We start from the raw sequence: 26,178 nt of genomic DNA on the forward strand, positions 1-26,178 counted from the left end.
CCGCCATCGTGGGCTGCGGATCGTCGTCGCCGGCACGGATGCGCCGGTCCTGCCCGGGATATCTGCAAGCGCCGTGCCATCGCGCTTGCAACGTGCGTCGATCGCGCGCAGACGTCGGCGTGGCGGGCCCGAGGGCGACCGGCATGCGGCGCGCAGACGCGATCGCGCGATGCGCGATGGCCCGCGTGTCTCACGCATCGGCATGCGCCCCCGATTGCCATCGCACTCGCGCCGCCAGCCGCCACGCCCCCGCCGACCCGCATGCGATCAGGCGCGGCGCGGCCCGCGCCGCTCCGGCTCGCGCACGCGGCGCATGCCGTCGCGCGTCTCATCCGCCCGAGATGCCGGTGAGACGAACGTCTCACGCGTGTTTCGTGCTGCGATGCAATGTGATCGGCCGGCACGGATGTGCTACAAAACCGTCGAACCCCCTGCCGTACGGAGCCGGAGCCGACCATGCCCTACGCCGTTCCCCAGACCCGGCACGCCGACCGGGTGCTCGGTGCGCTCGCCGGACGCCTGCCCGCGCCGGCCGATTCGTCGCGCCTCGTGTCGTCGTGGCAGCGCTCGCTCGAGCGCTACCGGCTCGATCCGGCGTCATCGATCGGGCCGCGCGTGCTGACCGCCGCGGCGCTGCGCGAGGTGCGCGACAAGGAAGAGGCGTTCCTGCGCGCGTCGGGACAGTGCCTGACGCGCCTGCACGACATGATCCGCGTCGCCGACTACTGCGTGATGCTGACCGACGCGCACGGCGTGACGATCGACTACCGGATCGACCGCGAGCGCCGCGCCGACTTCCGTCATGCGGGGCTGCACATCGGCTCGTGCTGGTCGGAGAGCGAGGAAGGCACCTGCGGCGTCGCGAGCGTGCTGACGGATCTCGCGCCGATCACCGTGCACAAGACCGATCATTTCCGCGCGGCATTCACGACGCTCACCTGCAGCGCCGCACCGATCTTCGCGCCGACGGGCGAGCTGATCGGCGTGCTCGATGCGTCCGCGGTGCAGTCGCCGGACAGCCGCGACAGCCAGCGCCTCGTCTACCAGCTCGTGCGACAGCACGCGGCGCTGATCGAGGATGGCTACTTCCTGCACAGCCTGGCGCAGCACTGGATATTGTTCGGTCATCCGAACCGTCACTACGTCGAGGCGCAGCCCGAATGGCTGATCGCGTTCGACGCGTGCGGCAACATCGTCGCCGCGAACCGCCACGCGCGCGACGCACTGCCCGAGCTGCGCGAGCCGCGCCACATCGACGAGATCTTCGATTCGGCCGACCTGCCGCTGCGGGACGCCGCGCAGCTCGACGCGATCGTCGCGCTGCGGCTGCGCGCGACGGGCGCGCCGCTCTATGCGCGCTTGCGCGCGCCGCTGCGGGGCAGCGCGCGCGACACGGCCGGCGCCGCGTCGCGCCGGCCCGGCACGGCCGCCGAGCGCCACGTCGGCGCGCTGACGCCGTTCCTGCACAGCAGCGACGCGCGCATCGCGCGGCACGCGGCGCTCGCGCTGCGTGTCGCGAGCAAGCGGCTGCCGATTCTGGTGCTCGGCGAAACGGGCGCGGGCAAGGAAGTGTTCGCACGTGCGATCCACGACGCGGGGGCGCGGCGCACGCGGCCGTTCGTCGCAGTCAATTGCGGCGCGCTGCCGGAAGCGCTGATCGAAAGCGAGCTGTTCGGCTATGCGGCCGGCGCGTTCACCGGCGCGCGCAAGCACGGCGCGCGCGGCAAGCTCGCGCTCGCGGACGGCGGCACGCTGTTCCTCGACGAAATCGGCGACATGCCGCTGTCGTTGCAGACCCGCCTGCTGCGCGTGCTCGCCGACGGCGAGGTCGTGCCGCTGGGCAGCGATACGCCGGTGCGCGTCGACCTCGACGTGATCTGCGCAACGCATCGCGATCTCGCGCAGATGGTCGCGGCCGGCGCGTTCCGCGAGGATTTGTATTACCGGCTGAGCGGCGCGGTGTTCGACCTGCCGCCGCTGCGCGAACGGGCCGACGTCCGCGACGTGATCGCCGCGGTGTTCGCCGAGGAAGCGCACGCGACGGGGCACGTGCTGACGCTCGACGCCGCGCTCGCCGAGCAGCTCGCCTTGTACGCGTGGCCCGGCAACGTGCGGCAATTGCGCAACGCGCTGCGCTATGCGTGCGCGGTGTGCGACGCGGCGCGCGTGACGCTGCGCGACCTGCCGGCCGACCTCGCCGCGCGGCTCGCGCCGGGCGCGGCCGGCGCGCTGCGCGACGACGAGCGCGGCCGCATCGTCGCCGCGCTGACCGCGCACCGCTGGCGGCCCGATGCGGCGGCCGAGGCGCTCGGCATCTCGCGCGCGACGCTGTACCGGCGCATCGCAAAGCACCGGATCGTCGCGCCGCATCGCGCGTGACGACCGGCTCCGTTCATGCGGCGTGCGCGTCCGGCTGCGCATCGCGCTGCCGGAACACCTCGTGCGCGGCGAACAACGCGTTCAGCGCGGCCGGAAAGCCCGCGTAGACGGCCATCTGCATGAACACCTCGACGATCTCGTCGCGCGTGCAGCCGACGTTCAGCGCCGCCTCGATGTGCACCTTCAATTGCGGCTGCGCGTTGCCGAGCGCCGCGAGCGCGGCGATCGTCGCGATCTCGCGCGCCTTCAGGTCGAGCTGCGGCCGGCTGTAGACGTCGCCGAACGCGAACTCGATCAGCAGCCGGCCAAAATCCGGCGCGATCGGCTCGAGCGCCGCGATCACGCGTTCGCCCGCCGCGCCGTCGATTTCCTTCAGTTTGTTCCAGCCGCGCGTATAGCGGTCTTCAGCGAGTCGTTCCATGGCGTGTGTCCTGTTCCGGTTGAGAGGATGTCGACTGTCGCCCCGCTTCGCGCTCCGCCGTCTCGTAATAGGCGATCTTCTCGCCGATCACATCGAGGCTCGCCTGCAGTTCCGCGATATGCGCGCGCACCGCGTCGCGGTGCGCGACGAGCAGTTCGCGCCGTGCGCCGAGCGTCGGCTCGCCTTGCGCGCGCAGTGCCGCGAACTGCTGCATCTGCGCGATCGGCATGCCGGTCGCCTTCAGGCGCATCACGAAGCGCAGCCAGTCGAGGTCCATCGGCGCATAGAGCCGGTGTCCGGCCTGCGTGCGCACGATCGCACGCAGCAGGCCGGCCTGTTCGTAGTAGCGCAACGTGTGCGTCGACACGCCCATCAGTTCGGCGACCTGGCCGATCGTCAGTGCGCCGGCGGCGGAAGATTTCGATTCGGGTGACATGACATGCTCGAGGTTAGGACTTAGAGCTCACTCTAAGTCAACGGCTTTTTGCTGGCCAGCGCGAATCGGCGCGGAGATTCCGTCAAACATCGTCAAAACCGCTGCCTGGCGCGGCCTGTACCCTTTACAGCGGCGCACGCGTTCAGCAAGATTGGGACAGCCTGTCTTAAAAAGGGCACGCATTTGTCCTATGCTTAACGGCGACGCCCGGCCTCGCGCCACCCGTCGTCCGTTGCAACAGCCATTCATCCGTCAGAACCAGGGAGCCTTTGCCATGCTGAAGAAGCTGCTGATGCTGTTCGTCGCGCTATCGCTGTCGCTGACCGCGGCCTTCGCCGCGGCCGTCGAGGTCAACACGGCCGACCAGGCCGCGCTCGAAGCCGTCAAGGGCCTCGGGCCCGTGAAGTCGAAGGCGATCATCGACGAGCGCACGAAGAACGGCCCGTTCAAGGATGCCGACGATCTCGCGAACCGCGTGAAGGGGCTCGGCACGAAATCGGTCGCGCACCTCGAGGAAAACGGCCTGACGATCGGCGGCTCGTCGACCCCGCCGAAGGGCGTGAAGGCATCGAAGCCGGCCGCGACCACCGGCACGGCAGCCCCGGCGACGAAGCCGGCCACGACGGCCCCGGCAACGACCGGCGCCGCGACCACCCCGCCGGCCGCGACGACGGCACCGGCCGCCAGCGCACCGGAAGCGGCGTCGAAGCCGGCCAAGACCAAGCGTGCGTCGAAGAAGGGCAAGGCCGCTTCGGCGCCGGCCGCGGACACAAGCGCGAGCGCCAGCGCGCCGGCCGATGCGTCGGCCGCGAAGGCGACGAAGGGCTCGAAGAAGAAGAGCAAGAAGGACAAGGCTGCCTCCGCCGCCGCGGCGTCGGGCGCCTGAGGTGCGCCGCGCGCGCTGCGCGCGGCATCGTCAAACGGGCGCCGCCGACGCGGCGCCCTTTCAGTGAAGGTGAAGAATCATGGGTCTACTCGACATCGTCGGCGGTCTGATCGGCGGCCAGGCAGGCGGCAACTCGCAAAGCGCGCTGCTCATGGCGGCGCTCGAATTCGTCAATAACCAGCCGGGCGGCCTGAACGGCCTGATCGAGAAGTTCAAGGCCGGCGGCGCCGGCGACATCATCGGCTCGTGGGTCGGCACCGGCGAGAACCAGCCGATCTCGCCCGACACGCTGCAGAACGTGCTCGGCTCCGACGCGGTCGGCGCGCTGGCGAGCAAGGTCGGCATCGACCCGGGCCAGGTGTCGGGCATCCTCGCGCAAGTGCTGCCGCACGTGATCAACGGCGCGACGCCGAACGGCGAAGTGCCGGCAGGCGGCCAGCTCGACACGTCGAACGTGCTCGGCACGCTGACGCAGCTCGCCGGCATGTTCGGCGGCAACAAGCAGGGCTGAGCCCCGGCGCGCATCTGGCGCGCCAGATAAAAAAACACCCCGCCTCCCGGCGGGGTGTTTGCTTTTGGCGGCCCGGCATCCCGCGCCGGGCCCCTGTGCGCGCTCAGTGGACGACGCGGTCGAACACGAACTGGCCGTCCTGCACATCGACCGGAATCACGTCCTTCGGGCCGAAACGGCCCGCGAGGATCAGCTTCGCGACCGGGTTCTCGATCTCCTGCTGGATCGCGCGCTTCAGCGGCCGCGCACCGAACAGCGGATCGTAGCCGACCTTGCCGATCTGCTCGAGCGCGGCTTCCGACACGTCGAGCGCCATGTCGAGCTTCGCGAGCCGGTCGTGCAGGCGCGCGAGCTGGATCTTCGCGATCGACTGGATGTTGCTGCGGTCGAGCGCGTGGAACACGACAACGTCGTCGATCCGGTTCAGGAACTCGGGGCGGAAATGCTGCTTCACCTCGAGCCACACCGCGTCCTTGATCTCGTCCTGCGGTGCGCCCGTCATCGCCTGGATCACCTGCGAGCCGAGGTTCGACGTCATCACGATCACCGTGTTCTTGAAGTCGACCGTGCGGCCCTGCCCGTCCGTCATGCGGCCGTCGTCGAGCACCTGCAGCAGCACGTTGAACACGTCCGGGTGCGCCTTCTCGATCTCGTCGAGCAGGATCACGCTGTACGGCTTGCGGCGCACGGCTTCCGTCAGGTAGCCGCCCTCCTCGTAGCCGACATAGCCCGGCGGCGCGCCGATCAGCCGCGCGACGCTGTGCTTCTCCATGAACTCGCTCATGTCGATGCGGATCAGGTGCTCCTCGGAATCGAACAGGAACCCCGCGAGCGCCTTGCACAGCTCGGTCTTGCCGACGCCCGTCGGGCCGAGGAACAGGAACGACCCGTACGGACGGTTCGGATCGGCGAGGCCCGCGCGCGAACGGCGGATCGCGTCGGCGACCGCGTCGATCGCCTCGTTCTGGCCGACCACGCGCTCGTGCAGCTTCTCCTCGATGTGCAGCAGCTTTTCACGCTCGCCCTGCATCATCCGCGACACGGGGATGCCGGTCGCGCGCGACACGACTTCCGCGATTTCCTCGGCGCCCACCTGCGTGCGCAGCAGGCGCGGCCGCGTCGGGCTGTGCTGCTCCTTCTCCTCGGCCTGCGTGACCTGCTTGAGCTGCGCCTCGAGCTGCGGCAGCTTGCCGTACTGCAGCTCGGCGACCTTCTCGAGCTTGCCTTCGCGCTGCAGGCGCGCGATGTCGGCGCGCACCTTCTCGATCTCTTCCTTCAGCTGCGCGCTGCCCTGCACCGCGGCCTTCTCGATGGTCCAGATCTCCTCGAGGTCCGCATACTCGCGGCCGAGGCGCTCGATCTCTTCCTCGATCAGCTGCAGGCGTTTCTGCGACGCTTCGTCCTGCTCCTTCTTCACGGCCTCGCGCTCGATCTTCAGCTGGATCAGCCGGCGGTCGAGCTTGTCCATCTCTTCGGGCTTCGAATCGATTTCCATCTTGATCTTCGAGGCGGCCTCGTCGATCAGGTCGATCGCCTTGTCCGGCAGGAAGCGGTCCGTGATGTAGCGATGCGACAGCTCGGCCGCGGCGACGATCGCCGGGTCGGTGATGTCGACGCCGTGGTGCAGTTCGTACTTCTCCTGCAGCCCGCGCAGGATCGCGATGGTCGCCTCGACGCTCGGCTCGTCGACCAGCACCTTCTGGAAGCGGCGCTCGAGCGCGGCGTCCTTCTCGATGTACTTGCGGTATTCGTCGAGCGTGGTCGCGCCGATGCAGTGCAGTTCGCCGCGCGACAGCGCCGGCTTCAGCATGTTGCCCGCATCCATCGCGCCTTCGGCCTTGCCCGCGCCGACCATCGTGTGGATTTCATCGATGAAGACGATCGTCTGCCCTTCGTCCTTCGCGATGTCGTTGAGCACCGCCTTCAGGCGCTCCTCGAACTCGCCGCGATACTTCGCGCCCGCGAGCAGCGCCGCCATGTCGAGCGACAGCACGCGCTTGCCCTTCAGCGTCTCCGGCACCTCGCCGTTGACGATCCGCTGCGCGAGGCCTTCGACGATCGCGGTCTTGCCGACGCCCGGCTCGCCGATCAGCACCGGGTTGTTCTTGGTGCGGCGCTGCAGGATCTGGATCGAGCGGCGGATTTCGTCGTCGCGGCCGATCACCGGGTCGAGCTTGCCCGCGCGGGCGCGCTCGGTCAGGTCGACCGTGTACTTCTTCAGCGCTTCGCGCTGGCTTTCGGCATCCTGGCTATGCACCTGCGAGCCGCCGCGCACCGCGGCAATCGCGGCTTCGAGCGCCTTGCGCGTAAGGCCGTGCTGGCGCGCGAGCTTGCCCGCTTCGCCCTTGTCGTCGGCCACCACGAGCAGGAACATCTCGCTCGCGATGAACGTGTCGTTGAGCTTCTGCGCTTCCTTGTCCGCCTGGTTCAGCAGGCCGACCAGCTCGCGGCCGATCTGGATGTCGCCGCCCGTGCCCGTCACTTGCGGCAGGCGCGAGATCGCCTCGTTCAGCGCGCCCTGCAGCGCCTGCACGTGAACGCCCGCGCGCGACATCAGCGAGCGAGCGGAACCGTCGTGCTGCGCGATCAGCGCGGCCAGCACGTGGACGGGTTCGATGTATTGATTGTCGCGGCCTGCCGCGAGACTTTGCGCGTCCGAGAGCGCTTCCTGGAATTTGGTGGTGAGCTTGTCGATTCTCATGTAGAGACCTCCAATTTTCGAATAACACCAAATTGAGGATGGTTATGCGGCTTTCAAGCGATTTCGTGTCGATTCAGCGCAAAAATGTTGCGGGAGCGGCGCAGCGTGCGAGCCGGCGGCCTGGGCGGCGAGGTGGTCAGCCTTCGAGCGGCGACGGTTCGGCGGGCGACGTGGCCCGCACGACGGCGATCGGCTGGATGCCGAGCAGCGCCGCGAGCGGCGCCGCGGGCTGGGCGAGCTCGCCGAGCGTGTGCCGGTCGAGCTCCGTGAAAAATGCGTCGCGCGCCGCCGCCAGCACGCCCTTCAGGCGACACTGCGGCTCGATGACGCAGGCCCTCGGCGCTTCGCCGCCGGCAAAGCAGCCGACCAGCGCAAAATCGTTCTCGGTCTCGCGCACGACCTGGCCGACCGTCAGGCGCGTCGACTCCGGAAACAGCCGCAGCCCGCCATTGCGGCCGCGCACGGTGTCGACCCACCCGAGCTCGCCCAGGCGCTGCACGACCTTCATCAGATGGTTCTTCGAGATGCCGTAGGCATCCGAGATCTCCTGGATCGTCGCAAGACCTTCACCCCGCACGGCGAGGTAAAGCATGACTCTCAGCGAGTAGTCGGTGTAGTCGGTGAGTCTCATGGGCGAAAGAACAGTCGTTGATGATCCTGCACGGATGGGACGGGCGGCGGGCGCGCGCCCTGCGCGGGGCCCGCGGGCTGGCCGGCATGCGGCGCCGGTTGCCGGGACAGCCGCCGCGCAATAAGATGCAGGGCATTCGCACGTTTATCGAGGGGTTGGCCGACGCTATTGTGCGTCAAAATCATGCCGGCGTCCCGCCCTTTGCCCGGCCCCTATTTCCATCATGACCGCCACGCCTACCCTGCCCGACGCCGCGCCGAACCGGCCCCGCGACACGGAACCGACCGAAGACAACATCCGCGCACTCGTCTACGCGTTCTACGACCGCGTGCGCGCCGACCCGCTGCTCGGCCCCGTATTCGATGCCAGGCTGGCCGGCCGCTGGGAGGACCACCTGCCGAAGATGGTGACGTTCTGGTCGAGCCTCGTGCTCGGCACCAAGGGCTACCGCGGCAACGTGCAGCAAGCGCACCAGCCGCTCGACGGCGTCGAGCCCGCGCATTTCAGCCGCTGGCTCGCGCTGTTCCTGAACACGGTCGATGCGCGCTACACGCCGCCCGCGGCGGTTCGCTTCATGGAGCCGGCGCTGCGGATCGCGCAAAGCCTGCAGCTGAGCCGCTTCGGCTGGGATTACCGGATTCCGCCCGAGCAGCAGGCGCTGCTCGACGCCGTCGCGCCGCGCCGCCGCGATCCGGGCGACGACGTCGCCCACCTGCCGTCGCGTACGCGCGGCGAGCCGTTCCCGGCGAAGATCATCGGGCGCAATCCGGCCGACGAATAAGCCGCGCTCAGCGCGGCGCGTTGCCCGATTCGACGCCCCAGCGCGCGAGCGCGGCGTCGTCGGTACTGCGGGCGTCGACCCAGCGCTCGCCGTCGGGCGTCGTTTCCTTCTTCCAGAACGGCGCCTGGGTCTTCAGGTAGTCCATCACGAACTCGCACGACGCGAACGCGTCGCCGCGATGCGCGGCGACCGTCGCGACCAGCACGATCTGGTCGAGCGGATACAGCTTGCCGACGCGGTGCACGATTGCGACGTCGATGCCCGGCCAGCGCCGGCATGCGTCGTCGGCGATCGCGTCGAGCGCCTTCTCGGTCATCCCCGGATAGTGCTCGAGCTCCAACGCGGCGACCTCGTCGCCGTCGTTCAGGTCACGCACCGTGCCGACGAAGCACGCGATCGCGCCGATCTTCGGATTGCGCGCGCGCAGCGCCGCCACCTCGGCGTTCAGATCGAAGTCTTCGGCCTGGACTCTCACCGTCGCCATCGCGCCCCCTTAGCCGCCCGTCACCGGCGGGAAAAACGCGACCTCGCAGCCGTCGGTGATCCGCGTGCCGGCATCGGTCATCTCGTGATTGCAGGCCATGCGCAGCGCGCGGCCTTCCGCGAGCGTGTCGGCCCACGCGCCGCCGCGCAGGCGCAGCCACGCGCGCACGTCGCCGACGGTCGTCACGCCGTCCGGCACGTCGGCCTGTTCATCGGCCACGCCCAGCGCCTCGCGCACGCTGGCAAAGAATTTCAGTTGAATCTTCATGTCGGGAAGCCGCCGGATTACGACAGCAGTTCGGAAAACGGAATGAAACGCACGGTCTCGCCCGCGCTGATCGCATGATGCGGCGGATTGTCGATCAGGCCGTCGCCCCAGACCGTCGACGTCAGCACCGCCGAACTCTGGTTCGGGAACAGGTCGAGGCCGCCCGCCGCGTTCACGCGCGCGCGCAGGAATTCGTTGCGCCGGTCGCCCTTGCCCTGCGAGAAATCGGCGCGCAGCGACAGCGCGCGCGGCGCGACGTCGCGCACGCCGGACAGGCGCAGCAGGAACGGCCGGACGAACAGCAGGAACGTGACGAAGCTCGACACCGGATTGCCCGGCAGCCCGATGAAATGCGCGTCGGCACGGCCGTCGCCGCGGCGGATCGCGCCGAACGCGAGCGGCTTGCCCGGCTTCATCGCGATCTGCCACAGCGCGAGCCGCCCTTCGGCCTCGACCGCGGGCTTCACGTGGTCCTCGTCGCCCACCGACACGCCGCCGCTCGTCAGGATCACGTCGTGGTCGCGCGCGGCCTCGCGCAGCGTGTCGCGCGTCGCGGCGAGCGAATCCGGCACGATCCCGTAATCGGTCACGTGGCAGCCGAGCCGCTCGAGCAGCCCGCGCAGCGTGAAGCGGTTCGAGTTGTAGATCGCGCCCGGCTTGAGCGGCTCGCCGGGCATCGTCAGTTCGTCGCCGGTGAAGAACACCGCGACGCGGATCCGCCGCGCGACCGACAGCTGCGCGCAGCCGACCGACGCGACCAGCCCGAGCGCCTGCGGCCCCAGCCGCGTGCCGGCGGGCAGGATCACCGAGCCGCGCCGGATGTCCGCGCCCTGTGCGGTGATCCATTCGCCGGCCTTCGGCGTATGGAGGATCTCGACCGCGTCGCCGTCGAGTTCGGCCTGCTCCTGCATCACGACGGCGTCGGCGCCGGGCGGCACCGTCGCGCCGGTGAAGATGCGCGCCGCCGTGCCGGCGGCGAGCGGCGCGGCCGGATGGCCGGCCGGAATGCGCTGCGACACCGGCAGGCGCCGGTCGCCGTGCATCAGGTCGGCCACGCGCACCGCGTAGCCGTCCATCGCGCTGGTATGCATCGGCGGCACGTCGAGCGGCGATTCGACGTCGGCGGCCAGCACGCGCCCGAGCGCGTCGAGGGTGGCGACGGCTTCGGCGCCGGGCAGCGGCGTCGCGGCGTCGAGCAGCGCGCCGAGCGCTTCGGCGGTCGACAGCATCGGCGCGCGCGGCGCCGCGGGGTTCGGATTCGACATCGATTGAATCGGGGATCGTTGGGTGCAATACACCATTGTAGCGACGCCGCCGCGCGGGCGCGCGATATGGCGGGCATGCGGGAACTGTGATCGGCGCGCATGCGCGGCACTGGCACTTGTTTCGCGCGCTGCCCGGCGGCAGGCCCGGGCGGCAGCCACCAAGCAAAACGGCCGGAACCCCGATCCGTTCGACGAATCGGCGTTCCGGCCGTCCGGCGTTGCCGGGCACGCGGCCCGGCAACGCGTCACGCGCCCGTATGCACGGCGATGAAGTCCTTGACCTGCTGCGCGTCGGCCTTCACGACCTCGAAGCGCTGCGGCAGCGCCTCGAGCCCGTCGAACGCGGCCGGCCGCTCCGGCTCGCGATCGAGCGCTTCGCGGATCGTCTCCCCGAACTTGATCGGCTGCGCCGTCTCGAGCACCACCATCGGCACGCCGGCCTCGAGATGCTCGCGCGCGACCTTCACGCCGTCGGCGGTGTGCGTATCGATCGTCGTCGCATAGCGCGCGAACACGTCGCGGATCGTCGCGATCCGGTCCGCATGGTTGCTGCTGCCCGACACGAACCCGAATTCCGCGACGCGCGCGAAATCGCCGCTCGCCGTCAGGTCGAAGCCGCCCTTTTCCTCGACGTCGCGGAACAGCTGCATCACACGCGCCGGATCGCGGCCGAGCAGGTCGAACACGAAGCGCTCGAAGTTCGACGCCTTCGAGATGTCCATGCTCGGGCTGCTCGTATGGTAAGTGTGCTCGGCGCTGCGCACGCGGTACGCGCCGGTGCGGAAGAACTCGTCGAGCACGTCGTTCTCGTTGGTCGCGACGACGAGCTTCGCGATCGGCAGGCCCATCATCCGCGCGATGTGGCCCGCGCACACGTTGCCGAAGTTGCCCGACGGCACCGTGAACGACACGCGCTCGTCGTTGCTCTTCGTCGCGGCGAAATAGCCCTTGAAGTAGTAGACGACCTGCGCGACGACGCGCGCCCAGTTGATCGAGTTGACCGTGCCGATCTTGTGTTTCGCCTTGAACGCGTGATCGTTGGACACGGCCTTCACGATGTCCTGGCAGTCGTCGAACACGCCTTCGACCGCGAGGTTGAAGATGTTCGGATCCTGCAGGCTGAACATCTGGGCCGTCTGGAACGCGCTCATCTTCTTGTGCGGCGACAGCATGAACACGCGCACGCCGGCCTTGCCGCGCATCGCGTATTCGGCCGCGCTGCCGGTGTCGCCCGACGTCGCGCCGAGGATGTTCAACGCCTGGCCGTGCTTCGCGAGCGTGTACTCGAACAGGTTGCCGAGCAGCTGCATCGCCATGTCCTTGAACGCGAGCGTCGGGCCGTTCGACAGCTCGAGCAGCGAGATCGGCGCGCCGTTCTCGGTGCCGAGCGTCTTCAGCGGCGTGATGTCGGCCGCGTTCTCGCCGTGGCGCGTATTGCGATAGACATCGGCCGTGTAGGTGCGGCGCGTGATCGCGCGCAGGTCGTCGGCCGGGATGTCGTCGCTGAACTTCGACAGGATCTCGAACGCGAGATCCGCATACGGCAGCGTGCGCCAGCGCGCGAGCTCGTCGGCGGACACCTTCGGATACTCGGCCGGCAGGTAGAGCCCGCCGTCCTTCGCGAGGCCGCCAAGCAGGATGTCGGAGAACGTGTGGCGCTCGCCGATGCCGGCGCCGCGCGTGGAGATGTAGTTCATGTGTTCCGCTCCAGTCCTCAGTTCAGTGCTTCCATGCGCAGCTTCGTCACCTTCGACACGACCGTCGCGAGATCCTCGATCCGCGCGATCGCCGCGTTCACGTTCTTCTCGATGGTCACGTGCGTGATCAGGATGATGTCGGTCTCGCCGTTCGCGTCGTCGACCTCCTCCGATTCCTTCTGCAGCAGCGCGTCGATCGAGATGCCCGAATCGGCGAGGATGCGCGTGATGTCGGCGAGCACGCCGGTCTGGTCGGCCACGCGCAGGCGCAGGTAGTAGCCGCTCGTCACTTCTTCGATCGGCAGGATCGGCGTGTTCGACAGGCTGTCCGGCTGGAACGCGAGATGCGGCACGCGGTGCTCGGGGTCGGCCGTGTGCAGGCGGGTGACGTCGACGAGATCCGCGACGACCGCGGAAGCAGTGGGCTCCGCGCCCGCGCCCTTGCCGTAGTACAGCGTCGTGCCGACCGCGTCGCCGTGCACGACGACCGCGTTCATCGCGCCCTCGACGTTCGCGAGCAGGCGCTTCTCGGGGATCAGCGTCGGATGCACGCGCAGCTCGATGCCGCGCTCGGTGCGGCGCGTGATGCCGAGCAGCTTGATCCGGTAGCCGAGCTCTTCCGCGTAGCGGATGTCGGTCGCATCGAGCTTGCTGATGCCTTCGACGTACGCGCGGTCGAACTGCACCGGCACGCCGAACGCGATCGCGCTCATGATCGTCGCCTTGTGCGCGGCGTCGACGCCTTCGATGTCGAAGGTCGGATCGGCTTCCGCGTAGCCGAGCGCCTGCGCGGCCTTCAGCGCGGTCGCGAAATCGAGGCCGCGGTCGCGCATCTCCGACAGGATGTAGTTGGTCGTGCCGTTGATGATGCCGGCGATGTACTGGATGCGGTTCGCCGTCAGGCCTTCGCGCAGCGCCTTGATGATCGGGATACCGCCCGCGACGGCCGCCTCGAACGCGACCATCACGCCCTTCTCGCGCGCGGCCTCGAAGATCTCGGTGCCGTGCACCGCGAGCAGCGCCTTGTTGGCGGTCACGACGTGCTTGCCGTTCGCGATCGCGCGCAGCACGAGCTCGCGCGCGATGCCCGTGCCGCCGATCATCTCGGCGACGATCGAGATCGACGGATCGTCGACCACCGAATTGAAATCATCGGTGATCTGCGCGCTGCCGGCGTCGCCGGCGAGTGCGGCCTGCGCCTTGGCCGGGCTGCGCACCGCGATGCGCGACACCTCGATGCCGCGCCCTGCGCGCCGCTTGATTTCTTCCTGGTTGCGGCGCAGCACCGTGAAGGTGCCGCTGCCCACCGTGCCGAAGCCCAACAGGCCAACTTTGATCGGTTCCATGCTGCGTGTGATCGATGAGTAAAAAGTGAATAGGTGGCTGGAGCTCGCCCCGGCTCAGACCGAGTGACGCTTGCGATAGCCGTCGAGGAAACGGGCGATCCGGTTGATCGAATCGGTCAGGTCGTCGAGGTTCGGCAGGAACACGACGCGGAAATGATCCGGCGTCGGCCAGTTGAAGCCCGTGCCCTGCACGAGCAGCACGCGCTCCTCGAGCAGCAGGTCGAGAATGAACTGCTGGTCGTTCTGGATCGGATAGAGCTTGGGGTCGAGCCGCGGGAACATGTAGAGCGCGGCCTGCGGCTTCACGCAGGTCACGCCCGGAATCGACGTGAGCATGTCGTACGCGAGATCGCGCTGCTTGAACAGGCGGCCCGACGGCACGAGCAGCTCGTTGATGCTCTGGTAGCCGCCGAGCGCCGTCTGGATCGCGAACTGCCCCGGCACGTTCGCGCACAGGCGCATCGACGACAGGATGCCGAGCCCCTCGAGGTAGTCCTTCGCGCGCCGGCGGTTGTCGCCGCCAAGGCCCGACACGGCCATCCAGCCCGCGCGGTAGCCGCACGAGCGATAGCTCTTCGACAGGCTGTTGAACGACACGGTGATCACGTCCTCCGACAGCGAGCCCATTGCCGTATGCTCGCGGCCGTCGTAGACGATCTTGTCGTAGACCTCGTCGGCGAACACGATCAGGCCGTGCTGGCGCGCGATCTCGAGCAGATCGCGCAGCAATTCGTCGGAATAAAGCGCGCCCGTCGGGTTGTTCGGGTTGATCACGACGATCGCCTTCGTGTTCGGCGTGATCTTGCGGCGGATGTCGTCGAGATCGGGCATCCACGCGTTCTGCTCGTCGCAGATGTAGTGCACCGGCGTGCCGCCGGACAGGCTGACCGCCGCCGTCCACAGCGGATAGTCGGGCGCCGGCAGCAGCACCTCGTCGCCGTCGTTCAGCAGCGCCTGGGTCGCCATCACGATCAGCTCGGACGCGCCGTTGCCGATGTAGATGTCGTCGAGTCCGACCCCGACCACGCCCTTCTGCTGCGTGTAGTGCATCACCGCCTTGCGCGCCGAGAACACGCCCTTCGAATCGGAATAGCCCGACGACGCCGGCAGGTTGCGGATCATGTCCTGGATGATCTCGTCCGGCGCATCGAAACCGAACGGCGCGAGGTTGCCGATGTTCAGCTTGATGATGCGGTGGCCTTCTTCCTCGAGGCGCTTCGCGTGCTCGAGCACCGGGCCACGGATGTCGTAGCAGACGTTGAGCAGCTTGTTCGATTTCTGGATCGGTTTCACGACGACACGGTTCCTGGATAATGCCTGGCGGCCTTGGGGGGACGGGAATCGAAACTGGAGAGCGGCCGGTCTGCGCGCGCTGTCTAGGCTGGACGATTGCAGCGGCCGGGCGCAACTTGTGGCGACGCACGACGCAATTGGCGCCCGGGGGCAGCCAAAAAGTTATAATTTAGCGGATTTTGGCCGACTTTCGCAATGCACCATAGCCGCGCCGGGCCCGCGCCGTCAGGCGCCCCGCGCATCCGGCACGCGAAAATGGCCGCCCGGCCGGGCGGCCCCACCCGGGCGGCCCCATCGAATTCCCCTTTCGGAACCGCGGACATACTGATTTGAAACTGCACCAGGACACGAGCGGCGCGCTCAACACCATCACCGGCTATGGCCCCGATTACGTCGACATCAATCTCGAGCGTCACGAACAGAGTGTCATCGTGCTGCCCGGCGCGCCGGTGCAGGCGTGGCCCGTGTCGTCGTTCGACGCGCTCGCGCCCGAGCATTTCGCGGCGCTGCTCGAGCCGGCGCCGGAAGTCGTGATCTTCGGCAGCGGCGCCCGCCTGCGCTTCCCGCACCCGCGCCTGCTCGCGGCGCTCGCCGCGCGCCGCATCGGCGTCGAGACGATGGACTTCCAGGCCGCCTGCCGCACCTACAACATCCTGATGGCCGAAGGCCGCAAAGTCGCCGCCGCGCTCTTAATTGAACGTTAATCGCCGATAAGGTAAAACCCTTGCCGGCGCACCGGGCCACGCCAGGCCGGGCCCGATCCCCGGTCCGGCACGTGCCCCGTCGCCAGCCGCCGGGGGCACACCACAACAACCAACAGGCTGAAATTCCATGAACGATACGCCGTCGAGGCTACCGCTCAACCGCACCGCGCTCGTCCTCCTGATCCTCGCGCTCGCGGTCATCTGGTTCGTGCCGCTCGGCATGCGCCACCTGATTCCCAGCGACGAAGGCCGCTACGCCGAGATGGCGCGCGAGATGTTCGTCACCGGCGACTGGATCACGCCGCGCTACAACGGCTACAAGTATTTCGAGAAGCCGCCGCTGCAGACCTGGCTCAACGCGCTCACGTTCGCGTGGTTCGGCGTCGGCGAATGGCAGGCGCGGCTCTACACGGCGCTTGCGAGCTTCGCAGGCGTGCTGCTCGTCGGCTTCACCGGCGCGCGCCTGTTCAACCCGCTGTCCGGCTTCCTCGCCGCCGTCGTGCTCGCGAGCGCGCCGTACTGGAACCTGATGGGCCACTTCAACGCGCTCGACATGGGCCTCGCGTTCTGGATGACGGCCACGCTGTGCGCGCTGCTGCTCGCGCAGCGCCCCGGGCTGCGCCCCGCCGCCGCGCGCGGCTGGATGTGGGCCTGCTGGGCCGCGATGGCGTTCGCGGTGCTGTCGAAGGGGCTCGTCGGCCTGATCCTGCCCGGCGCCGTGCTGGTGCTCTATACGGCGATCGCGCGCGACTGGGCGCTGTGGAAGCGCCTGTACCTCGTCAGCGGGCTCGTGATCTTCTTCGCGATCGTCACGCCGTGGTTCGTGCTCGTGCAGCAGCGCAACCCGGAGTTCTTCAACTTCTTCTTCATCGTCCAGCAGTTCCGCCGCTACCTGACGCCGGAGCAGAACCGCCCCGGCGCGTTCTATTACTTCGCGCCGGTGCTGCTGGTCGGCTTCCTGCCGTGGCTGTCGGTTGCGTGGCAGAGCGTGCGCCATGCGCTGCGCATGCCGCGCCAGCCGAACGGCTTCGCGCCGATGCTCGTGCTGCTGATCTGGAGCGCATTCATCTTCCTGTTCTTCAGCGCGTCGCACTCGAAGCTGATCTCGTACGTGCTGCCGGTTGCGCCGGCGCTCGCGCTGGTGATCGGCGCGTACCTGCCGCTCGTGTCGGCCGACCGGTTCCGCCGGCATCTGCTCGGCTATCTCGTGTTCCTCGTCGTCGCGGCGTTCGGCATCATCTTCCTCGCGCACCAGGGCGACGCCCGCACGCCGAATGCGCAGTACCGCGCGTTCCAGATGTGGCTGTACGGGGGCCTCGCGATCGCGGCCGCACTGACGCTCGCCGCGGCGTGGCTGAACCGCCATGCGCGCGCCGGCGTCACGGCGGCGATCACCGCGTTCGCCGCGGCGTGGCTCGCGTTCGGCACGATCGGCGGCACGGGCCACGACGAATTCGGGCGCTACAGCTCGGGCGCGCTGCTCGCGCCCGCCGTGCGCGCCGAGCTCGCGAAGCTGCCGGCCGACACGCCGTTCTACTCGATCGAGATGCTCGACCACACCTTCCCGTTCTACGTCGGCCACACGACGATCATGGTCGCGCGCCAGGACGAGCTCGCGTTCGGCATCTCGGTCGAGCCGGATAAATGGATCCCGACCGTCGACCAGTGGATCGCCCGCTGGAAGCAGGAGCGCTACGCGCTCGCGATCATGCCGACGGGCCAGTTCGACGCGCTCGTCAAGCAAGGCGTGCCGATGCGCGTGGTCGCGCGCGACAACCGCCGCGTGATCGTCGAAAAGCCGCAATCGTAAGGACGCCAACCCGTGAACCCCATCTCGTTCATCTGCATCATCACCGGCGTCATGCTCAACGCGTGCGCGCAACTGCTGCTCAAGGCCGGCGTCAACGCCGTTGGACACTTCGAATTCAGCCGTGCGAACATCGTCCCCGTCGGCCTGAAGATCGCCACCCAGCTGCCGATCATCGGCGGCCTCGGCTGCTACGTGCTGAGCGTCGTCGTCTGGATCGTCGGGCTGTCGCGCGTCGACGTGTCGATCGCGTACCCGATGCTGTCGCTCGGCTACGTCGTCAACGCGTTCGCCGCGTGGTACCTGTTCGGCGAGGTGCTGTCCGTCCAGCGGCTGGTCGGCATCGGCATCATCCTGGTCGGCGTGGCCGTGCTCGCGCGCAGCTGAGCGGCCCTGCCCGGCGGCCCGATTAAGCGGCCGCCTACAAAAAATCACGCTACGAATCCGCCAACCGGTGTCTAATGCCGGTTTCGGACGACCGACCGACCCTTTTATTACACGCCATTACGAGTGAAGCGTTCATGAACCAGACTGCCGTTCCGTTCCTGCCGTTCACCCGCCCGGAAATCGACGAGGAAACCATCCAGGGTGTCGTCGAGGTGCTGCGCTCGGGCTGGATCACCACCGGCCCGCAGAACCAGCGGTTCGAAGCCGCGCTGTCCGAATACTGCGGCGGCCGCCCGGTGCGGGCGTTCAATTCGGGGACCTGCACGCTCGAGATCGGCCTGCGCATCGCCAGCGTCGGCCCGGGCGACGAGGTGATCACGTCGCCCGCGTCGTGGGTGTCGACCAGCAACGTGATCCTCGAGACCGGCGCGACGCCGGTGTTCGCCGACATCGACCCGGTCACCCGCAACATCGACCTCGACCTGCTCGAAAAGGCAATCACGCCGCGCACGAAGGCGATCATCCCGGTGTACCTGGCCGGCCTGCCGGTCGACATGGACCGCCTGTACGCGATCGCCCGCGCGCACAACCTGCGCGTGATCGAGGACGCCGCGCAGGCGCTCGGCTCGACGTGGAAAGGCAAGCGCATCGGCGCGATCGGCGACATCGTGTCGTTCAGCTTCCACGCGAACAAGAACCTCACGACGATCGAGGGCGGCGCGCTCGTGCTCAACAACGAGGACGAGGCGACGCTCGCGCAGAAGTACCGGCTGCAGGGCATCACGCGCACCGGCTTCGACGGGATGGACTGCGACGTGCTCGGCGGCAAGTACAACCTGACCGACGTCGCCGCGCGCGTCGGCCTCGGCCAGCTGCCGCACCTCGCGCGCTTCACCGCGCAGCGCCATGCGCTCGCCCGCGCGTACTTCGCCGCGTTCGAAGGCGGCGCGGCCGCGAAGCTCGGCCTCGGCCTGCCGCTCGCCGAATTCGAGCACGGCAACTGGCACATGTTCCTCGTCACGCTGCCGCTCGAGCGGCTGACGCTCACCCGCGCCGAATTCATGGCGCAGATGAAGGAGCGCGGCATCGGCACCGGGATCCACTACCCGGCCATCCATCTTTTCACGCTGTACCGCGCGCGCGGCTTCAAGGAGGGCATGTTCCCCCACGCCGAACGGTACGGCGCGTCGACCGTCACGCTGCCGCTCTTCACGCAGATGACGGAAGGCGACGTGCGTCGCGTCGTCGACGCCATCAACCAGATTTGCGAACAATACGGAAAGTAAGCCTACATGAGTCACCTTGAAGCACGCGCCGGGCATCCGGGCGCCGGACGTCCGGGCGCAGCCAACCCGGAGGTATCGGTCGTCATCCCCGTGTACAACGAGGAAGACGGCCTCGCCGCGCTCTTTGCGCGACTGTATCCGGCGCTCGACGCGCTCGGTACGTCGTACGAAGTGATCCTGATCAACGACGGCAGCCGCGATCGCTCGGCCGCCATGCTCGCGGACCAGTTCCACGTACGCCCCGACACGACGCGCGTCGTGCTGCTGAACGGCAACTACGGCCAGCACATGGCGATCCTCGCCGGCTTCGCGCAGTCGCGCGGCGAGATCGTCGTCACGCTCGACGCCGACCTGCAGAACCCGCCCGAGGAAATCGCCAAGCTGGTCGCGAAGATGCGCGAGGGCTACGACTACGTCGGCTCGATCCGCAAGCAGCGTCAGGACAGCCTGTGGCGGCGCAAGGCATCGGCCGCGATGAACCGGCTGCGCGAGCGCATCACGCGCATCAAGATGACCGACCAGGGCTGCATGCTGCGTGCGTACAGCCGCCGCATCATCGACACGATCAACGTGTGCGGCGAGGTCAACACGTTCATCCCCGCGCTCGCGTACACGTTCGCGCAGAAGCCGACCGAAGTCGAGGTCGCGCACGAGGAACGCTTCGCGGGCGAATCGAAGTATTCGCTGTACAGCCTGATCCGCCTGAACTTCGACCTCGTGACGGGCTTCTCGGTCGTGCCGCTGCAGTGGCTGTCGTTCATCGGCGTGATCCTGTCGCTCGGCTCCGCCGCGTTGTTCGTGCTGCTGCTCGTGCGGCGCTTCATCGTCGGCGCGGAAGTGCAAGGCGTGTTCACGCTGTTCGCGATCACGTTCTTCCTGCTCGGCGTGATCATCTTCGCGCTCGGCCTGCTCGGCGAGTACATCGGCCGCATCTACCAGCAAGTGCGCGCGCGCCCGCGCTACCTGATCCAGACCGTGCTCGAGCGGCACGGCAACGTGCAGGACGCGCCGTCGGGCGAAGGCCGGCAGGAGGTCGCGCGATGAAGCCGCGCGCCGTCGTCTTCGCGTATCACAACGTCGGCGTGCGCTGCCTGCAGGTGCTGCTCGCGCGCGGCGTCGACGTCGCGCTCGTCGTCACGCACGAGGACAACCCGAACGAGAACATCTGGTTCGGCAGCGTCGCGTCCGTCGCCGCCGCGCACGGGATCCCGGTCGTCACGCCGGCCGATCCGGCCGACCCGGCGCTGCGCCGCGCGCTCGCCGACGCGCAGCCGGACTTCATCTTCTCGTTCTACTACCGGCACATGCTGCCGGTCGACCTGCTCGCGGTCGCGCCGCGCGGCGCGTACAACATGCACGGCTCGCTGCTGCCGAAATACCGGGGTCGGGTTCCGACCAACTGGGCGGTGCTCAACGGCGAGACCGAAACCGGCGCGACGCTGCATGAAATGGCCGCGAAGCCCGATGCCGGCGCGATCGTCGGCCAGACCGCAGTGCCGATCCTGCCCGACGACACCGCCGCGCAGGTGTTCGACAAGGTCACGGTGGCCGCCGAGCAGACGCTCTGGCGCGTGCTGCCCGCGCTGCTCGCGGGCGAGGCGCCGCACCTGCCGAACGATCTCGCGGCGGGCAGCTATTTCGGCGGGCGCAAGCCCGAGGACGGCCGGATCGACTGGTCGAAGCCCGCCGCCCAGGTCTACAACCTGGTCCGCGCGGTCGCGCCCCCGTATCCGGGCGCGTTCACCGATCTGCACGATGCGCGCTTCGTCGTCGCGCGCGCGCGCCTCGCGGCCCCCGGCAGCCCGGCCGCGGCCGCGGCGGCGGATTTGCCGCCCGGCCTGCACGTAAGCGATAATGCGCTGTTCGGCGTTTGCGGCGACAGCCGCGCCATATCCATTCTCGAGCTGTGGCGGCAGCGCGACGGCAGCGAAACCATCGTGTCGCCCGCGGAATTCGCGCAGTTCATTCATTCTTCCCGTCATTCATGAAAGCAAAAAAAGTCCTGATCCTGGGTGTGAACGGCTTCATCGGCCATCACCTGTCGAAGCGCATTCTTGAGACCACCGATTGGGAAGTGTTCGGCATGGACATGCAGACCGACCGGCTTGGCGATCTCGTCAACCACGAGCGGATGCATTTCTTCGAAGGCGACATCACGATCAACAAGGAGTGGGTCGAGTATCACGTGAAGAAGTGCGACGTGATCCTGCCGCTCGTCGCGATCGCGACGCCCGCGACTTACGTCCAGCAGCCGCTGCGCGTGTTCGAGCTCGACTTCGAGGCGAACCTGCCGATCGTCCGCTCGGCCGTGAAGTACGGCAAGCACCTCGTGTTCCCGTCGACCTCCGAGGTCTACGGCATGTGCTCGGACGAGCAGTTCGACCCGGACAACTCCGCCCTCACCTACGGCCCGATCAACAAGCCGCGCTGGATCTACGCATGCTCGAAGCAGCTGATGGACCGCGTGATCTGGGGCTACGGGATGGAAGGCCTGAACTTCACGCTGTTCCGCCCGTTCAACTGGATCGGCCCGGGCCTCGACTCGATCTACACGCCGAAGGAAGGCAGCTCGCGCGTGGTCACGCAGTTCCTCGGCCACATCGTGCGCGGCGAGAACATCAGCCTCGTCGACGGCGGCTCGCAGAAGCGCGCGTTCACCGACATCGACGACGGCATCAGCGCGCTGATGAAGATCATCGACAACCCGAACGGCGTCGCGTCGGGCAAGATCTACAACATCGGGAATCCGAAGAATAATTTCTCGGTTCGCGAACTCGCGCACAAGATGCTCGAGCTGGCCGCCGAATTCCCGGAGTACGCCGATTCGGCGAAGAACGTGCAGCTCGTCGAAACGACGTCCGGCGCGTACTACGGCAACGGCTACCAGGACGTGCAGAACCGCGTGCCGAAGATCGACAACACGATGCAGGAGCTCGGCTGGGCGCCGCAATCGACGTTCGACGACGCGCTGCGCAAGATCTTCGAGGCGTACCGCGGCCACGTCGCCGACGCGCGCGCACTCGTCGAGCAGCAAGGCTGACGGGACGCTCGCTTGGCTCGCATCGTCCTCAAGATCGACGTCGACACGCTGCGCGGCACGCGCGAAGGCGTGCCGAACCTCGCGCGCATCTTCGACCGCTTCAGCGCGCGCGCGACCTTCCTCTTCAGCCTCGGGCCCGACCATACCGGCTGGGCGCTGCGGCGCGTGTTCCGCCCCGGGTTCCTGAAGAAGGTGTCGCGCACGTCGGTGGTCGAGCATTACGGCGTGAAGCAGCTGATGTACGGCGTGCTGCTGCCGGGCCCCGACATCGGCCGCCGCGCTGTCGCCGACATGCGCGCGATCCACGAGGCCGGGTTCGAATGCGGGATCCACACGTGGGATCACGTGTACTGGCAGGACAACGTGCGCGAGCGCGACCGCGACTGGACCGCGCGTGAAATGCAGAAGAGTCACGCGCGCTTCGCCGAGATCTTCGGCGCGCCGCCCGTCACGCACGGCGCGGCGGGCTGGCAGATGAACGACGCGGCGTTCGAGCAGATCGACGCATGGGGCATGCGCTATGCGTCCGACGGCCGCGGCCATTCGCCGTACCTGCCCGTCGTCGGCGGCCGGACGCTGTCGCACGTGCAGATGCCGACCACGCTGCCGACGCTCGACGAGGTGCTCGGCGTCGACGGCGTCGACACGCACAACGTCGCCGCCCACATTCTCAAGTTCACCGAAACCAATCCGCGCGACCAGGTCTTCACGCTGCACGCGGAGCTGGAAGGCCAGAAGCTCGCGCCGGTGTTCGAGCAGCTGCTCGCCGGCTGGCGTGCGCAGGGACATACGTTCGCGACGATGGGCGACTATCACGCAACGCTGGACCGCGACACGCTGCCATCGTACCCTGTCACGTGGGGCGAAATTCCGGGCCGCTCCGGCGAGCTGATCGTCCAGCCGGACTGATCCACACGCGGCGCGGCCACCGCCGCGCCGCCCGCCTCGCACGGCCGCACACCCGCGCCGTCGCACATGCGCCCTCTGATAACAACAGGAGAAACACGTGTCCGTCGAAGTTGACCGTCAAGTTCCCGATTTCACCGCACCAGCCACCGGCGGCGACCTGTCGCTGTCCGACCTGCGGGGCAAGAAGCTCGTGCTGTATTTCTATCCGAAGGACAACACGCCCGGCTGCACGACCGAGGGGCTGCAGTTCCGCGATCTGTATCCGAAGTTCAAGAAGGCCGGCGCCGAAATCGTCGGCGTGTCGCGCGACAGCCTGCGCTCGCACGACAACTTCAAGGCAAAGCTCGAGCTGCCTTTCGCATTGATTTCCGATGGCGACGAAGCGCTGTGCGCGCTGTTCGATGTCATCAAGATGAAGAAAATGTATGGCAAGGAAGTGCGCGGAATCGAGCGCTCGACGTTCCTGATCGACGCCGACGGCGTGCTGCGTCAGGCATGGCGCGGGATCAAGGTGCCGGGCCATGTGGAGGACGTGCTAAAGGCTGTACAAGCGCTTTGAGGCGCGTTATATTGGGCCGCAATGAATGCCAGTTCGTCCCATATTTCTCGTAGCTGCGCCGGCGCTCGTAGCCATGCTTTCCGGCACCTGACGCGCAACACGACGGTATCAGCCGAGCCGCTTGCTCCGGTCGACGGGGCAGCGGCTTTTTTTATGGACTGCGCGCCGGCACTCGGTCCGGCCCTTCACCCCGTCAAGGAGCTGATCGACACTTAGGCGAACCGGCGAAACGAATTTCATGTGCGCCACCGCGCGCAAACTGCATGCGTCGCCGTCACGAAGCAGGATGCGATCAGCGGCGCATGCCATGCGACACGATTCCTCCCGAGGGACACCATGCCTTTGCCTACCCCCCCCAGCAAGCTCGGCAGCCTGCTGCCGCCCGACGAATACAAGGCGAAAGCGCGACCCGCGAAAGCCGCGAAGAAATCCGCCGAAGGGGACGTTTCCACAGCCGGTGAATATGGCCCGGCCAGCGTGGCCCAACCGATGACCGAAGCCGCGAACACCGCTGCGCCGCTGCGTGCGGTCGGCGCGAGCGCGTCCGCGCAGGAAGCCGCGAGCGCGCCCGCGCGCTCGCGCAAGAGCAAGCAGACGGCCGCGTTGCTGCAGCCGGTGCCGGCCCGCGCCGAACCGGCCGCGCCGGTCGCGCCGGTCGCACGCGGGGAGAAACCCGCCGCCGCGAAACCGGCCGCCGCGCCCGCGCGCGAAGCCGGCGCCGCGGTGAAATCGCGCGGCCGCAAAGCCGCCGAAGCCGAGATGCAGAAGCTGTTCGTGCTCGACACGAACGTGCTGATGCACGACCCGAGCAGCCTCTTCCGCTTCGAGGAACACGACGTCTATCTGCCGATGATGACGCTCGAGGAACTCGACAACCACAAGAAGGGGATGTCCGAAGTCGCGCGCAACGCGCGCCAGGTGAGCCGCACGCTCGACGCGCTCGTCGCCGACGCGGGCCCGATCACGAACGGCATTCCGCTGTCGCGCCTCGGCAGCCGCGAAGCGCTCGGCCGCCTGTATTTCCAGACGACGCTCACCAACATTCCGCCCGTCGAAGGCCTGCCGGAAGGCAAGGCCGACAACCAGATCCTCGGCGTCGTGCGCGCGCTGCAGCGCGACCGGCCGGACCGCCAGGTCGTGCTGGTGTCGAAAGACATCAACATGCGGATCAAGGCGCATGCGCTCGGCCTGCCCGCCGAAGACTACTTCAACGACCAGGTGCTCGAGGACAAGGATCTCCTCTACACCGGCGTGCGCGAGCTGCCGCAGGATTTCTGGACCAAGCACGCGAAGGGCATGGAGAGCTGGCAGGACACGAAGACGGGCACCACGTATTACCGCGTGACGGGCCCGCTCGTCGGGTCGATGCTCGTCAACGAGTTCGTCTATCTCGAGCCGCAGAACGGCGAGCCGACGTTCCATGCGATCGTCCGCGAACTGAACGGCAAGACGGCGCTGCTGCAGACGCTGCGCGACTACAGCCACCACAAGAACAACGTGTGGGGCATCACCGCGCGCAACCGCGAGCAGAACTTCGCGCTGAACCTGCTGATGAACCCGGAGATCGACTTCGTCACGCTGCTCGGCCAGGCCGGCACCGGCAAGACGCTCGTCGCGCTCGCGGCGGGCCTCGCGCAGGTGCTCGACGACAAGCGCTACAACGAGATCATCGTCACGCGCGCAACCGTCCCGGTCGGCGAGGACATCGGTTTCCTGCCCGGCACCGAGGAAGAGAAGATGCAGCCGTGGATGGGCGCATTCGACGACAACCTCGAAGTGCTGCAGAAGACCGACGACGCAGCCGGCGAATGGGGCCGCGCGGCGACGCAGGAGCTGATCCGCTCGCGCCTGAAGGTCAAGAGCATGAACTTCATGCGCGGCCGCACCTTCGTCGACAAGTACCTGATCATCGACGAGGCGCAAAACCTCACGCCGAAGCAGATGAAGACGCTCGTCACGCGCGCGGGCCCCGGCACGAAGATCGTCTGCCTCGGCAACATCGCGCAGATCGATACGCCGTACCTGACGGAAGGCAGCTCGGGCCTCACCTACGTCGTCGACCGCTTCAAGGGCTGGGGCCATAGCGGCCACGTGACCCTCGCGCGCGGCGAACGTTCGCGGCTCGCCGACTACGCGTCGGACATCCTGTGATTTCGTAACCCGGCATGCCGGCCCGCCCGGGCCGGCCGCCGATGCCGAACGGCGCTCCCGCAACGGAGCGCCGTTTTTATTTGGGGTCGAAATCAATGGCGATTCGCGCGACATAACGGCCCATATTTACACGCGAAACTTCAAGTAAATTCTCAGGAACGGTTGCCTAAGCCCCGTCGGAACGACTACCATCGGGTCTGTCTGTTGTCATACGATAGGCGAGCGCATCGCGTTCGC

General features: G+C 67.9%; 24 protein-coding genes and 1 pseudogene. 14 read left to right on the top strand and 11 right to left on the bottom strand.

Annotation, left to right across the window (positions count from 1 at the left end; genetic code table 11):
* Positions 1-456 precede the first annotated feature (456 nt).
* A complete protein-coding gene (locus HWY45_RS31125; protein WP_059882721.1) occupies positions 457-2,379 on the top strand; it encodes a sigma-54-dependent Fis family transcriptional regulator in 1,923 nt (640 codons plus the stop codon).
* 13 nt (positions 2,380-2,392) lie between these two features.
* Here HWY45_RS31125 and HWY45_RS31130 read toward each other — a convergent pair whose 3' ends face one another.
* Together HWY45_RS31130 and HWY45_RS31135 are read right to left on the bottom strand one after the other, a co-directional pair.
* Positions 2,393-2,800: a carboxymuconolactone decarboxylase family protein gene (locus HWY45_RS31130; protein WP_059567262.1), complete on the bottom strand. Its 408-nt coding sequence runs from the start codon at positions 2,798-2,800 to the stop codon at positions 2,393-2,395.
* Positions 2,784-3,236, bottom strand: a complete 453-nt coding sequence (locus HWY45_RS31135; protein ID WP_059809418.1) for a MerR family transcriptional regulator — start codon at positions 3,234-3,236, stop codon at positions 2,784-2,786. Before HWY45_RS31135 ends, HWY45_RS31130 begins: the two co-directional genes overlap by 17 nt.
* A gap of 274 nt (positions 3,237-3,510) precedes the next feature.
* Between HWY45_RS31135 and HWY45_RS31140 the strand changes: the two genes are divergently transcribed.
* Positions 3,511-4,122, top strand: a complete 612-nt coding sequence (locus HWY45_RS31140) for a ComEA family DNA-binding protein (protein WP_059882723.1) — start codon at positions 3,511-3,513, stop codon at positions 4,120-4,122.
* A gap of 79 nt (positions 4,123-4,201) precedes the next feature.
* Positions 4,202-4,633, top strand: coding sequence for a YidB family protein (locus HWY45_RS31145; RefSeq protein WP_059567268.1), 432 nt, complete (start codon positions 4,202-4,204; stop codon positions 4,631-4,633).
* Between the two features lie 103 nt (positions 4,634-4,736).
* On the opposite strand, the gene clpB is transcribed toward HWY45_RS31145, so the two are convergent.
* A complete protein-coding gene (gene clpB / locus HWY45_RS31150; protein WP_059809428.1) occupies positions 4,737-7,334 on the bottom strand; it encodes an ATP-dependent chaperone ClpB in 2,598 nt (865 codons plus the stop codon).
* Positions 7,335-7,470: 136 nt separating this feature from the next.
* Entirely contained in the window at positions 7,471-7,965 is a 495-nt protein-coding gene (locus HWY45_RS31155) for an Rrf2 family transcriptional regulator (protein WP_059882726.1), read from the bottom strand.
* Positions 7,966-8,188: 223 nt separating this feature from the next.
* Here HWY45_RS31155 and HWY45_RS31160 point away from each other — a divergent pair, with 223 nt between their 5' ends.
* Positions 8,189-8,746 carry a group III truncated hemoglobin gene (locus HWY45_RS31160; protein WP_059882729.1) on the top strand — a complete coding sequence of 186 codons (558 nt, stop codon included), beginning with the start codon at positions 8,189-8,191 and terminating at the stop codon, positions 8,744-8,746.
* 7 nt (positions 8,747-8,753) lie between these two features.
* Here the strand turns inward: HWY45_RS31160 and moaE are convergent, their stop codons facing one another.
* The 6 genes from moaE to HWY45_RS31190 all read right to left on the bottom strand — a co-directional run bounded on the left by moaE (position 8,754) and on the right by HWY45_RS31190 (position 15,098).
* Entirely contained in the window at positions 8,754-9,230 is a 477-nt protein-coding gene (gene moaE / locus HWY45_RS31165; protein ID WP_017332257.1) for a molybdopterin synthase catalytic subunit MoaE, read from the bottom strand.
* Between the two features lie 9 nt (positions 9,231-9,239).
* Positions 9,240-9,497: a molybdopterin converting factor subunit 1 gene (gene moaD / locus HWY45_RS31170; protein ID WP_059809433.1), complete on the bottom strand. Its 258-nt coding sequence runs from the start codon at positions 9,495-9,497 to the stop codon at positions 9,240-9,242.
* A gap of 17 nt (positions 9,498-9,514) precedes the next feature.
* On the bottom strand, positions 9,515-10,762 hold the full coding sequence (locus HWY45_RS31175) for a molybdopterin molybdotransferase MoeA (RefSeq protein WP_059882730.1): 1,248 nt from the start codon (positions 10,760-10,762) through the stop codon (positions 9,515-9,517).
* A gap of 245 nt (positions 10,763-11,007) precedes the next feature.
* Positions 11,008-12,459, bottom strand: a complete 1,452-nt coding sequence (gene thrC / locus HWY45_RS31180) for a threonine synthase (protein ID WP_059567280.1) — start codon at positions 12,457-12,459, stop codon at positions 11,008-11,010.
* A gap of 17 nt (positions 12,460-12,476) precedes the next feature.
* A complete protein-coding gene (locus HWY45_RS31185; RefSeq protein ID WP_059567282.1) occupies positions 12,477-13,805 on the bottom strand; it encodes a homoserine dehydrogenase in 1,329 nt (442 codons plus the stop codon).
* 54 nt (positions 13,806-13,859) lie between these two features.
* Positions 13,860-15,098 (bottom strand): pyridoxal phosphate-dependent aminotransferase, encoded by a 1,239-nt coding sequence (locus tag HWY45_RS31190; protein ID WP_059882731.1) that lies wholly within the window; start codon positions 15,096-15,098, stop codon positions 13,860-13,862.
* 329 nt (positions 15,099-15,427) lie between these two features.
* Here HWY45_RS31190 and HWY45_RS31195 point away from each other — a divergent pair, with 329 nt between their 5' ends.
* From HWY45_RS31195 to HWY45_RS31235, 9 genes are all read left to right on the top strand, one after another.
* Positions 15,428-15,802 (top strand): Mth938-like domain-containing protein, encoded by a 375-nt coding sequence (locus tag HWY45_RS31195; RefSeq protein WP_059567286.1) that lies wholly within the window; start codon positions 15,428-15,430, stop codon positions 15,800-15,802.
* A 127-nt stretch (positions 15,803-15,929) separates the two neighbouring features.
* The gene (locus HWY45_RS31200) at positions 15,930-17,612 is read left to right on the top strand and encodes a glycosyltransferase family 39 protein (protein WP_059882734.1); all 1,683 of its coding nucleotides are present in this window, start codon (positions 15,930-15,932) and stop codon (positions 17,610-17,612) included.
* 12 nt (positions 17,613-17,624) lie between these two features.
* Positions 17,625-17,996, top strand: coding sequence for an EamA family transporter (locus tag HWY45_RS31205; RefSeq protein ID WP_017332265.1), 372 nt, complete (start codon positions 17,625-17,627; stop codon positions 17,994-17,996).
* Positions 17,997-18,130: 134 nt separating this feature from the next.
* Positions 18,131-19,282 carry a DegT/DnrJ/EryC1/StrS family aminotransferase gene (locus tag HWY45_RS31210; protein ID WP_059882735.1) on the top strand — a complete coding sequence of 384 codons (1,152 nt, stop codon included), beginning with the start codon at positions 18,131-18,133 and terminating at the stop codon, positions 19,280-19,282.
* Between the two features lie 6 nt (positions 19,283-19,288).
* Positions 19,289-20,326, top strand: coding sequence for a glycosyltransferase (locus tag HWY45_RS31215; RefSeq protein WP_059567293.1), 1,038 nt, complete (start codon positions 19,289-19,291; stop codon positions 20,324-20,326).
* Entirely contained in the window at positions 20,323-21,270 is a 948-nt protein-coding gene (locus HWY45_RS31220; protein WP_059882736.1) for a formyltransferase, read from the top strand. Before HWY45_RS31215 ends, HWY45_RS31220 begins: the two co-directional genes overlap by 4 nt.
* On the top strand, positions 21,267-22,322 hold the full coding sequence (locus tag HWY45_RS31225; RefSeq protein ID WP_026044706.1) for a bifunctional UDP-4-keto-pentose/UDP-xylose synthase: 1,056 nt from the start codon (positions 21,267-21,269) through the stop codon (positions 22,320-22,322). Before HWY45_RS31220 ends, HWY45_RS31225 begins: the two co-directional genes overlap by 4 nt.
* 12 nt (positions 22,323-22,334) lie before the next feature.
* Positions 22,335-23,231, top strand: a complete 897-nt coding sequence (locus HWY45_RS31230; protein WP_059567297.1) for a polysaccharide deacetylase family protein — start codon at positions 22,335-22,337, stop codon at positions 23,229-23,231.
* A gap of 97 nt (positions 23,232-23,328) precedes the next feature.
* Positions 23,329-23,790: a peroxiredoxin gene (locus HWY45_RS31235; RefSeq protein WP_059567299.1), complete on the top strand. Its 462-nt coding sequence runs from the start codon at positions 23,329-23,331 to the stop codon at positions 23,788-23,790.
* A 193-nt stretch (positions 23,791-23,983) separates the two neighbouring features.
* On the opposite strand, the pseudogene HWY45_RS37375 reads toward HWY45_RS31235, so the two are convergent.
* Positions 23,984-24,231: pseudogene (locus tag HWY45_RS37375) on the bottom strand (hypothetical protein); the annotation flags it as partial.
* Between HWY45_RS37375 and HWY45_RS31240 the strand changes: the two are divergent.
* A complete protein-coding gene (locus HWY45_RS31240) occupies positions 24,127-25,941 on the top strand; it encodes a PhoH family protein (RefSeq protein WP_059809828.1) in 1,815 nt (604 codons plus the stop codon). The pseudogene HWY45_RS37375 and the gene HWY45_RS31240 overlap by 105 nt on opposite strands.
* The last annotated feature ends 237 nt before the right edge of the window (positions 25,942-26,178 follow it).

It is taken from the genome of Burkholderia stagnalis (genome assembly GCF_902830275.1).
GTDB classification, from domain to species: domain Bacteria; phylum Pseudomonadota; class Gammaproteobacteria; order Burkholderiales; family Burkholderiaceae; genus Burkholderia; species Burkholderia stagnalis.